Here is an 11,003-nt window from a genome sequence, read left to right as displayed (position 1 = left end):
TGCATTTTTCAATAATTTTATTTCTGTATTTATGTCTGAGAAATCGCGGTTTGCTTATGCCGGCAAATGAAATTTACCAGTTGAAAATTGGATTCAATATCGTCAAGAATTTCACTTATTTGCTCAACGGGCTTCTATTTCCTCTGGACTACAATTCCATTCTCATAAACATGAGAACTCACGGAGTGATAAAATTTCTTTTAGCCAATCCTTTTTTATCAATCCTGATAGCGCTGGGATATTTAATATTTGGATTTGTTTTCATTAAAATCAAAAATACCCGAGTCTATATAGCCCTTACTCTAATATCATTTCTTCCTGTTTTAACGATGTTCAGCAGTGGTCAGAGGTTTCTGTTTTTGCCCCTGGTCTTTTTTTCAGTCACCACATCTATTGTTTTATTCCAGTTGCCGAAAAAGTTAATGATTTTAAGGATTTTATATCCCTTCTTCCTGCTCTTTTTTCTGATAAAATCACAGATTCCCTGGATTGAAACCTCTGATTATACAAAGAGAATATCCGACGAAGTCTTGGAGATATATGAAGCGAAACCCGAGGTAGAAAAGATTTATATCCTCGATATCAAAGACAACATTGGCGGAGCTTATGCTTTCAGAAACGGATCTGATGTCTTAGGTTATCTTCTCACGGACGGCGGGATTCAGACAATTGGGATTGAACCTGGCAATGAGATTTCGAATCTTTTTCCGGGCGACTCAGTCGCTGTAATAAAATAAATCCCTGCGCCGCAACAAAAAACAGCAACCATTCGAATTCAAGTTTGAACCTGACATTTAAAGCGAAAGTCAGGGCATAGACAACCGAAAAATAAACCATTGTGAATAAAATTGCAGTGTAAAATTTTCTGTTTTCTTTTGAGAAAATCCTTTTAAGCCCAAAAATAGAAAAAATATATATGAGAGAGAGCGGAAACATGCGAAAAACGGCAAAAGATATGTTGCCGCTGTATTTCGGAGGAGACCACCAGAGCCAGAATAGTTGGGAAAAAGATTTTTTTATATACAAACCAATATTAGAACGGATTATGGGCAGGACCGCGTTTTTGTATCTTTCTTCCATTTCCACGTCGTTGTAGATTTTTCTGTCCTCATCTATGTTTTTCTTAACACTGTCGGGGACGATGTCGAATTCTTCTTTCCTATGATAGTCGGGCATATAACCTGTGTATACATTCTGCCAAAAAGGGGATTTTATGAATATGAACTTATTGAAAGTGACATAATTTCTGATTACCCATGGAGAAACAGTCAATAAAAAAATCATAAAAGCCCAGAACTCAAGCTTTGTTTTTCTTTTGATGAGCAAAAAAGTATACAAAAGTATAAGTATGATAAAAAACATGGGCTGTAAAAGGCATAATAATGCAGAGCATAGAACTGAAAGGATTACGACCTTAGGTTTTCTTTTTACCGACAGCAGGATTAAATAAAGAGTAAGAACACCAAAAGGTATAGATATACTCGCCACTTCTATTGTGTTCGGATAGCTGATAAAAGCGGGATACAAAGCGAAAACTGTAGCGCAAACAAAACCAAATTTTTTGTTTTCGAGCAATTCTCCTGATTTATAGATTATAAAAGGGGTCAAAGAAAAAATGACGTGCTGTATAAGAACAGCTGATAAAAGAGCCTTTGAGCCGAAAAGAATCATAATTAAAGACAGAAAATAAGGATATAGAGGAGCTTTTAAGGCTGTCGGACCGACATCCTGATTGAAAATAAACCCATTTCCCTCTGATATGTTTATTGCGATTCTGAAGTCTTCAGAGCTCGTAATCTCCCCGATCTTCAAAACATAGAAAACTCTCGCTGTAAATGTAATTATTGAAATTACAATCAACAGAAAAAAATATCTGTTTTTTAAGGGGTAAAATAATTTTTCAGGATAAAACCAATGGGTCAAATTTTAATATCCGCGAGCCAGTTCTGGTTTTCTCTCCACCACTTAGCCGTTTCTTCAATGCCCTGTTCAAGTGAATACTCCGGAGACCAGTCAAGAAGCTTTTTTGCTTTAGTTATGTCTGCATAAGTAGCCATCATGTCTTCTTTTCTGAACTCCGAATATTCTTTTACCGACTTTTTTCCCGTGAATTTTTCTATTAATTCAAGCATTTCGGATAATTTATGGGGGGAGTTGTTTCCAAAGTTTATTATCTCAAATCCGAGAGGTTTCAAGCCCGATACGACTCCTCTTGCTATGTCCTCTACGTACGTGAAATCCCTGCTCTGTGATCCGTCGCCGTATATTTCTACTGGTTTATCTTCAGTTATCCATTTGAAAAATTTGAAGACACTCATGTCGGGTCTCCCATATGGTCCGTAAACCGTGAAAAAACGAAGTATTGTCGTGTCTAGGCCGAAAAGATAATGGTAGGTATAACACATCATTTCCGCGCCTTTTTTTGACGCAGCGTATGGGGATATCGGAGTGTTTACCTCGAGTGTCTCGACAAAAGGCATTTTCTGTCCCGCGTAAAGAGATGAAGTCGAAGCCAAAACGAATTTACTCACTCCGTAATGCTTGGAGAGCTCGAGAAGATTTGTGTTTCCCAAAGTGTTTGTCGTCACGTAGATAAAAGGATTTTCGATGCTGTACCGGACTCCGGCTCTCGCCGCTAAATTTATGACTGCGTCGAACTTGTTCTCTGAAAACAAATTTTTTAGGTCTTGAAAATTTTCTATGTCGATCTTGTAAAAGACAAAATTTTTATTGCCGGCGAGCTCTTCCAGTCGTTTTGTTTTAAGTCTTACGTCGTAATAATCGTTTAGGTTGTCTATGCCAACGACAGAAAATCCTTCGCCGAGAAGTTTTTTTGCCGTTTCCATTCCAATAAAACCAGCCGCGCCTGTCAGAAGAATGTTTTTCAACCTATTAATCTCCCTATTGTCTGAAAAGCTTTTATTTTCTATAATATATACTCTATAAGTCTGACAACACAAATTTTAAGGAGGATTTAAAATGAACTTCATTGTGTGGGTAATTTTTGGCGGGATAGCCGGCTGGATTGCAAGTCTCATAATGGGAAATAAAAAACAGGGATGCCTGATAAACATTATCGTCGGCGTTCTCGGCGCTTTCATCGGCGGTTTCATAATGAAATTTATCACTGGTGACGTGTTTTCTTTCAGTTTCAGCTTAAAAAGCTTCGGAGTCGCAGTAATAGGATCTCTCGTGCTTCTTATTTTGGTCGGAATAGGAAGAAAGGGCAAATAAAGACTCAAAATTCAAAGTTTGATTAGCGACTCTTCACATTTTTTTTCGTTTTTACTCCGTCTTCTTTTTATTATTGCCACGGCTACTATGACGAGAACCATAAGAGTCGCAAGAGCGAATACAGGCATCACTATTGACAGAACAGACATCACGGCGGAGAAAACCGTTTCGCCAGTGTTGATAACGGCGTTGGCGGATCCTCCTGTGACCGTAGTCGAAACCCCTCTTATGAAAGAAGTCGCCGCTGAAATCGTAAGCGCGGCTCCGCCTCCGGCTATGACGGCCATTGTCCATTTTAAAAACGGATGAACTTCGACAGCGCACGATGCCGTCACCACGGCTCCCGCGACGAATGAAATCGGCATTGCCGCCGAGTCGAGAATGTTGTCAATAACAGGAACGTAATACGCCGCTATCTCAAGTACAGTCGCCACCGCAAAAGCGATCAAAGCCGGGGTCGAAGAAACCCAGACAAATCCCGGCGACAGAGTAAGAAAACCGGCTTTGGCAGCTATGCTCATCACAAGAAAAGGCACGAAAACCCTGAAACCGCAGGAAGCGCTGAGACCTATGCCTATCAGAACACCCAAAACAATGTGCAAATTCACCTCTTTTTTTATTTTTGCTCTATTGTCTTTATCCAGTCAATTATATCAGAAATGACTTCGCCTGAAACGTAATTCGGAATCATATATTCCTCAGGTGTGCTCCTGCCTTCACCTTCCATGAAAAGGTGGTTGAGATAAGGATATGATTTGAAAGAAAAATTCCCGAGATGCCCGAGTTTTGACTTCCAGCCGGCAAAATCCACCATCGTAACCTGATAATCCCTTTCGCCCTGGATTACGAGTACCGGCTTTTTTATTTTTCCGGCTTCGGCCAACTGATCGTAATTCTCCAGATAAGCCCAATAAACCTGAGAAACGCCGAAAGGCAAATCCTCCGGCGATATTACAGTGTCTTCGGAAACCATTTTGATATTGGCTATTTTTGCTTTAAGAGTGTCAATGTACAGGCTTTCTTCTTTAGTGAAAGAATCGAGTCCGAATATGTAGTTCACCTGCTCGAGTGTCAGTTCTTCAAGCTTTCTCGTATTGCCGGCCATAATTATGAATCCACCGAGGTTTGGCACCCTGGATGCTATGGCGGGGATTGCCATCGCTCCGAGACTGTGTCCGGCAATATAAATCGAAGAAGAATCTATCCATGTGTTTTTTAAAAGATACCCGACGGCAGACAAGGCGTCGTCAATCGTTTCATCTTCCAGAGTCAATTCGTCGTACATTTCAATCACTTTTTCAGGATAGATATAAGTCCTCTTGTCGTATCTCAAAACGCCTATACCGGCTGACGCGAGACCCCACGCTATGTCCCTGAAAGGTTTGTTTGGTCCCATCGTCTCGTTCCTGTCGTTGGGTCCAGAGCCGTGAACGAGAATGACAACCGGGAATTTCTCTGTGTTTTTCGGAATCGTGTAGGTTCCGGGCAAAACCCACTCCCCTTCGCCTATTTCAATTAATTTTTCAGTGAACGCTGACGTGTCTATGTAGGCTGGCAGAGGCTTTATAGCCGAAACCTCCAAAGGATATGCGAAAAATCCGGCAACTTTTTGTTCGGAATCGAAAACGACCTTTACTTCAACCTTTGATTTTGTGAAATTGTATATCAGAAAAACAATGTCGTATCCGTCAACGGATTCCGTTCTCGATTCGATGAGTTCTCCGATTTCCCCGAATTTGGCTTCAATTACTTGCCAGGACTGGTTCATCATTTCTTCATGGAATACTTCAGTCATCGCAGAATCGAACATCGCCGATGCATTTTCGTAATCGCCAGCATCGACGAATTCGACGAGTTCGATGGCGAATTTTTGCAGGTCTTTTGTCTCTGTTTCGACAGGCTTTTTGGAACAGGAAAAAATTAACGAAAGAATCGTAAATACAAATGTCAGGCGACAGATTTTCATTTTTGTTCCTTTTTAAAAGTTCTGTTTATTGCGCTATCCAATATTTTAACTATCAAGTCATTATAATCCAAATTAACTTTTCCTGCAATTATGGGCAGATCAGAACGCATGGGATTCAGGCCGGGCAAGGGATTTATCTCTAAAAATTCGATTTTCCCGTTTTCGTTCTCCCTGAAATCAATCCTCGCGCAATCCATGCACGAAAAAGCGTCCCAGACTTTTTTAGCGAGTTCAGCGCATTCTCTTTCCTTTTCGCCCGTTTGGATTTCGTAACTGACTCTGGTCTCGTATTTTTCCTTGTTAGAATATGAATAAATGCCGCCTTCGGCGTTTTCATTGAAAATCACTTCTGCGGTGCCTATTATTTCAATGCCCTGTGGTCCGTCAACTACCGCGGTGGTGTATTCTCTTCCGCTCAAATACTCTTCCACAAGGACGGGCTGTCTGAAAAGATTTTTCAGCCTCGAACATTCATTCAGAAGTTCTTCGCGGTTTCTGACGATAGATGTGACGGACACGCCTTTACCAGAGCCCTCTGCCGCAGGTTTGACGAACAAAGGGTATTTCAATTTTCCAGCCTTATCCAAGATATCTTTTTCATCCTGGACGACAAAAAAATCCGGCGTCGGAATCGAAGCTTTTTGGGCGATTATTTTTGCCGTTGGTTTGTCGAGTGTTGTCGTCATCACGAGCGGCCCGGAAAATGTGTAAGGGATCTGGAAGTGATCGAGAATGGCGGGCACCAAAGCCTCTCTGCCTGTTCCTTTTATGCCTTCCGAGATATTGAACACAATGTCCCATGTCTCGCCGTTTGAGAGAGCTTTTATAAGTTTTTTAACACTGCCTATGCGTCTTACTTCGTGACCCGGCAATTTGAGGGCATTTTCAATACCCGTTATCGTCACTTGACTGTCGAGTTCAGCAGTGTCCTCAGGAGAATAGCCTTCAGCAAGGTATTCATCCCTTAGATCGTAAGTCATGCCTACAATCATAGAAAATCAGTACCCGTATGTATCGCCCTTGAAATTACAGAATGTGTAATTGCCTTTTTCTTCCTTTTTGACGTAATTCGGCAGAAGGGCAATTTTTCCGCCGCCTTTAGGCAAATCGACTATATAATTCGGCATAGCCAAACCGCTCGTGAAGCCTCTGAGCTGTTTAATGATTTCAATACCTTCTTCTATTTCAGTTCTGAAATGAGAGGTTCCCAAAACCTTGTCACATTGGTAGAGATAGTAAGGCCTGACCCTTGCGGCGAGAAGTTTGTGAAAGAGCTCCTTAAGTATGAGAGGCGAGTCATTGATACCCTTCAGCAAAACCGTCTGACTTCCCAAAGGAAATCCGCCGTCTGCAAGGCGTCTGCATGCAGCTGCAGTCTCCTCAGTAATCTCTTCCGGATGAGTGAAGTGAATGTTTATGTAAAGAGGATTGAATTTTTTCAGCGTCTTTATCAGATTTGACGTAATCCTCTGAGGAAGAACAGCGGGCACTTTTGTCCCGATTCTGATTATCTCGACGTGAGGAATCTGTCTTATTCTTGACACAATTTTTTCAAGCGTCTCGTCGGGCAACGTCAGCGGATCTCCGCCGGATATTATGACGTCCCTGATCTCTTTGTGATTTTTTATGTATTCAAAAGCATTTTCGTGGGTCCTGTTCCTGTTTTCGCATTTGTGGTTTTCTCCGACATATCTCGATCTCGTACAGTACCTGCAGTATGTCGAACAGAAACCGGTAACGAGAAACAAAACCCTGTCAGGATACCTGTGAACCAGGTTTTCGACAGGACTCTGAAGTTCCTCGGAAAGCGGATCGTTCTCCTCGTCCGGAGAGAAAACAGTTTCGTCGGCGATCGGCACCACAGAGCGGGTCAAAGGGTTGGCCAATGTTGTTCCCGCAAGAAGGCTCGCGTAATAAGGCGTTACTCTCAGGGGTAAAATGCTCTGATTTTTTTCTATGAATGCGAATTCCTCTTCCGTCAGATTGACGAATTTAGAAAGCTCTTCGGCAGATTTAACGCTGTTTTTGATCTGCCATTTCCAGTCGTTCCATTCAGAGATGCTGATATCGGGGAAATAATTTTTTATGAATTTAAGTCTTTTGGAAGGTATTCTTCCGTATCCGTGCTCTTTCTTGGAATAGGCCGCAAGAGCGGTCAGATACTCGTCTACGCCGTAATAACCGTAGTCTTCCCGTGTTTTTTGCGAGGGAGGTTCGGTCTCTTCATTTTGTAAAGTCTCTTTCTGCGAATTGGGAGGTTCTGTTTCTTCCGCAACTCTTGTTTCTTTTTCCACTTTCAAACTCCTTTAAAAATTTAGAGCATATATAATACTTTTTAGTAAAAAGTAAAGAGTTATTTTATTTTCCGCTTGCTTTTTTTATGATAAAGATTACCATTATCTTGTGGGAAGAAAAAGAAGCTATTCAAATATATTGTTGGATTTGTTGAGTAAAACAGATTTTCATCCATCGGCAAAAGAAATTTACACTCTTTTAAAACCTTTCTATAAAAAACTCAGTCTTGCTTCAGTTTACAGAAATCTCGATTATCTTGTTGAAAGCGGCGACATACTAAAAATCAAGGCATTGGACGGTTCTGAAAGGTACGACGGAAACAATTTTCCTCACGGTCATTTCGTATGCCTGAAATGCGGGTCCATAATCGATTTTAATATCAGTCCCAACAATGAAATTTTTTCTGACATAAAAAACAATTATAAAATCAAAAGACGCTCTGTTCTCGCAGAGGGCTATTGCCCGGTCTGTTCCATGTCTGAAAAAGAAGAATGATTTAAACCAAAGGAGGAAAAGTGAGAGTCAAAGGAACTAAAACGGAAATCAACCTTTTGAAATCTTTTGCCGGAGAATCTCAGGCCCGTAATCGTTACGATTTTTTTTCAAAACAGGCCAAGAAAGAAGGCTTTGAAAAAATAGCGGCAATATTCGAAGAGACCGCCCGCCAGGAAAAAGAGCACGCGAAAAGATTTTTCAAATTCCTCGAAGGCGGTCCCCTTGAAATTACCGCAATATTTCCCGCCGGTAAAATAGGCACGACTAAAGAAAACCTTCTGTTGTCGGCGGAAGGCGAACTCGAAGAACATTCAATTCTATATCCGGAATTTGCCGGAACAGCTGAAAAAGAGGGCTTCAATGAAATCGCCCTGGTCTGGAAGAACATTTCAGTCGCGGAAAAATTCCACGAAAAAAGATACAGACAGCTCCATTCAGACATAGACAAAATGTTCTGCAAACCCGAGAAAGTGGAGTGGAGGTGTCTGAACTGCGGATTTATTCACGAAGGAAAAGAAGCACCTCAAAAATGCCCTGCGTGCGACCATCCTCAGGCATGGTTCGAAAAGCTATGAAATAAAGGAAACAAAATGCACAAATCCGTACAAATTTCAGAAAAAGTTTTCTGGGTCGGAGCGATTGACTGGGGACTCAGATATTTTCACGGTTACAGTACGAATTTCGGAACGACCTACAACGCCTATCTAATACTCGCAGATAAAATTACGCTGATAGACACTGTTAAAAAAGGATTCGAAGAAGAGATGATGTCGAGGATAAAATACGTCGTCGATCCTGAAAAGATAGACTACATAGTGTCAAACCATTCCGAACCCGACCATTCCGGCTCGCTAGTTGAAACTGCGCGAAAAGTCCTTCCGGAAAAGATATTCGCGTCTCCAAACGGAGTGAAAACTCTAAAAAAATATTTCCCTGGTCTTGAAACAACGGAAATCAAGGACGGAGAGAGAATTGACCTTAAAAATTCCTCGCTCGATTTTTTTGTTACACCAATGCTTCACTGGCCCGACAGCATGGTGTCCTATCTTTTACCCGAGAAAATCCTCTTTTCTCAGGACGCTTTTGGAATGCATCTGGCGTCCTCCGAGAGATTCGACGACGAACTGTCCTGGGAAACTCTGAAAAACAGGATTTCAGAGTATTACTCTAACATAATCACACCCTACGGAAAACAGGTGACCGCTTCTCTGAACAAACTCGCCGGCATGGATTTTTCGCTCGTCGCTCCGGATCACGGACCGATTTGGAGAGACAAAAAACATTTCTCCGAAGTACTGTCAATGTATTCGGAATGGGCACGGCTCAAAAAAAAGAAAAAAGCTGTAATCATCTACGAAACCATGTGGAAGAGCACGGAAATGATGGCTAAACATCTCGAGGACGGACTCAGATCCGAAAACATTCACACCGTGGTTTTAAATCTCCAGTCGAGCAACAGAAGCGATGTTGCGGCTGAACTCCTCGAATCTTCTGCTCTTCTGGCCGGTTCACCTACAATAAACAACAATGCCTTCCCTTCTCTTTTTGATTCTCTTTCCTATGCAAAAGGCCTGAAATTCAGCGTGCCATACGGAATTGTGTTCGGATCACACGGTTGGAGCGGAGAAGCGACGGGACAGCTGAAGGCTTTTCTCGAATCCATGTCCATTGAAGTGATCTCGGAAATAAAAGCGGCTTACAAACCGGATGATGAAATATTGGAAAAATGCTTCGAAGCCGGTAGGGATTTGGGGAAAAAGATAAACGAGCGTTTGAACTGATATTAGGTCAAATAAAAATTAAAGAAAGAATATTCACTGCGGTTAAAAGATAAGAGAAAAATAAAATGAATATCCACCACGAAGGAAAAAATGTGAACATTTTTTCTGCACTAAGGATGAATTGCAAGCAATTCATCTACACGAAGGTTAATAGATAAGATATAAATCTATGAGAAATTAAAGAAAAGAATATCAACTACGAAGGAAAAAATGTAAACATTTTTTCTACACGAAGGGACAAATGATTACATTTGTCCTACACGAAGGTTAATGGATAAGAAAATAGTCTATGAGAAATAAAAGAAAAGAATATTAACCACGAAGGGTGGGAAGCATAGCTTCCCACCTGCACGAAGGGACAAATGATTACATTTGTCCTACACGAAAGTTGATGGATAAGAAAAAAGTCTAAGAGAAATAAAAGAAAAGAATATCAACTACGAAGGGTGGGGAGCATAGCTTCCCACCTGCACGAAGGGACAAATCAAAATTGATTTGTCCTACACGAAGTTAAAAATAATAAAGGTAAAAATCTTTATAGACTTAAGCTAAATTACAAATCTTATAATGCCATCTTTTATTTTACTCACATTGAAATTAATAAGTAATCCAATATTTATTTTTGCAAGTTTCATATATGTTAAAAGTTGAGCTTTGTGAATTGATAATATTTTATCTACACTTTTTAATTCGATGATTATTTTATCGTCAACTAAAATATCAATTCTGTAACCACAATCAATTTTTATTTTTTTATATTCTATTGGTAATGTGTATTGAATTTTAAAAGGAATACCCCTTTGATTTAATTCAAAAGACATACATTGTTCATAAGCTGATTCTAATAATCCAGGACCTAAATTTTTATGAACTTCGATAGCACAATTAATAACTTTATTTGATAACTCGTCAAAAATCATGATTTTCTCTTAAAAATTTATACTCTCAACTTCGTGTAGAGTAAATCATTTATGATTTACTCCTTCGTGTAGCTGGCTTATTTGCCATATGCAAATAAGCCAGCCTTCGTGGTAATAATTGTATTTGGTCTTTGAATAAATTGAAAATAAAAGATAAAAAAGATATCAACCACGAAGGGTGGAAAACTCTGCTTTACACCTCCACGAAGGGAAAATTGAATACAATTTTCCTTCACGAAGTGAAGAAAATCATAAAGAAATATTTCTTTATAAAATTTGTATCACAAATTTTATAACTTCGTGGTAGAAATT

The 11,003-nt window shown here is 40.2% G+C and carries 12 protein-coding genes; 5 read left to right on the top strand and 7 right to left on the bottom strand.

Annotated elements, in window-relative coordinates:
- A partial coding sequence (locus JXA84_02910; protein MBN1150154.1) for a hypothetical protein occupies window positions 1-737 on the top strand: 737 nt, incomplete at its 5' end.
- On the opposite strand, the gene JXA84_02905 is transcribed toward JXA84_02910, so the two are convergent.
- Window positions 646-1,860, bottom strand: coding sequence for a glycosyltransferase family 39 protein (locus JXA84_02905; protein MBN1150153.1), 1,215 nt, complete (start codon window positions 1,858-1,860; stop codon window positions 646-648). The two genes, JXA84_02910 and JXA84_02905, sit on opposite strands and share 92 nt — an antisense overlap.
- A gap of 59 nt (window positions 1,861-1,919) precedes the next feature.
- Window positions 1,920-2,888 carry an SDR family NAD(P)-dependent oxidoreductase gene (locus JXA84_02900; GenBank protein MBN1150152.1) on the bottom strand — a complete coding sequence of 323 codons (969 nt, stop codon included), beginning with the start codon at window positions 2,886-2,888 and terminating at the stop codon, window positions 1,920-1,922.
- Window positions 2,889-2,979: 91 nt separating this feature from the next.
- Here JXA84_02900 and JXA84_02895 point away from each other — a divergent pair, with 91 nt between their 5' ends.
- A complete protein-coding gene (locus JXA84_02895; protein MBN1150151.1) occupies window positions 2,980-3,234 on the top strand; it encodes a GlsB/YeaQ/YmgE family stress response membrane protein in 255 nt (84 codons plus the stop codon).
- Window positions 3,235-3,245: 11 nt separating this feature from the next.
- Here JXA84_02895 and JXA84_02890 read toward each other — a convergent pair whose 3' ends face one another.
- The 4 genes from JXA84_02890 to JXA84_02875 are packed head-to-tail and all read right to left on the bottom strand — an operon-like array spanning window position 3,246 to window position 7,494.
- The gene (locus tag JXA84_02890; protein MBN1150150.1) at window positions 3,246-3,836 is read right to left on the bottom strand and encodes a DUF4126 domain-containing protein; all 591 of its coding nucleotides are present in this window, start codon (window positions 3,834-3,836) and stop codon (window positions 3,246-3,248) included.
- A gap of 14 nt (window positions 3,837-3,850) precedes the next feature.
- Window positions 3,851-5,200 carry a DUF3887 domain-containing protein gene (locus JXA84_02885; protein MBN1150149.1) on the bottom strand — a complete coding sequence of 450 codons (1,350 nt, stop codon included), beginning with the start codon at window positions 5,198-5,200 and terminating at the stop codon, window positions 3,851-3,853.
- On the bottom strand, window positions 5,197-6,192 hold the full coding sequence (locus JXA84_02880; protein ID MBN1150148.1) for an ATP-grasp domain-containing protein: 996 nt from the start codon (window positions 6,190-6,192) through the stop codon (window positions 5,197-5,199). Before JXA84_02880 ends, JXA84_02885 begins: the two co-directional genes overlap by 4 nt.
- A 6-nt stretch (window positions 6,193-6,198) precedes the next feature.
- A complete protein-coding gene (locus tag JXA84_02875) occupies window positions 6,199-7,494 on the bottom strand; it encodes a KamA family radical SAM protein (protein MBN1150147.1) in 1,296 nt (431 codons plus the stop codon).
- Window positions 7,495-7,603: 109 nt separating this feature from the next.
- Here JXA84_02875 and JXA84_02870 point away from each other — a divergent pair, with 109 nt between their 5' ends.
- Genes JXA84_02870 through JXA84_02860 form a run of 3 tightly spaced genes read left to right on the top strand, consistent with a single transcriptional unit; the run spans window position 7,604 to window position 9,771 of the window.
- Complete coding sequence (locus JXA84_02870) at window positions 7,604-7,990, top strand: transcriptional repressor (GenBank protein ID MBN1150146.1); 387 nt, start codon at window positions 7,604-7,606, stop codon at window positions 7,988-7,990.
- Between the two features lie 20 nt (window positions 7,991-8,010).
- Window positions 8,011-8,565, top strand: a complete 555-nt coding sequence (locus tag JXA84_02865; protein MBN1150145.1) for a rubrerythrin family protein — start codon at window positions 8,011-8,013, stop codon at window positions 8,563-8,565.
- Between the two features lie 15 nt (window positions 8,566-8,580).
- The gene (locus JXA84_02860; GenBank protein ID MBN1150144.1) at window positions 8,581-9,771 is read left to right on the top strand and encodes an FprA family A-type flavoprotein; all 1,191 of its coding nucleotides are present in this window, start codon (window positions 8,581-8,583) and stop codon (window positions 9,769-9,771) included.
- A 548-nt stretch (window positions 9,772-10,319) separates the two neighbouring features.
- Here JXA84_02860 and JXA84_02855 read toward each other — a convergent pair.
- Complete coding sequence (locus JXA84_02855) at window positions 10,320-10,691, bottom strand: GxxExxY protein (protein ID MBN1150143.1); 372 nt, start codon at window positions 10,689-10,691, stop codon at window positions 10,320-10,322.
- Window positions 10,692-11,003 lie beyond the last annotated feature (312 nt).

The organism is candidate division WOR-3 bacterium, assembly GCA_016926475.1.
Taxonomy (GTDB): Bacteria; SDB-A; SDB-A; order SDB-A; family SDB-A; genus JAFGIG01.
Note: the sequence above shows the minus strand (reverse complement) of the source record. Positions and strands in the feature narration are given on the sequence as shown.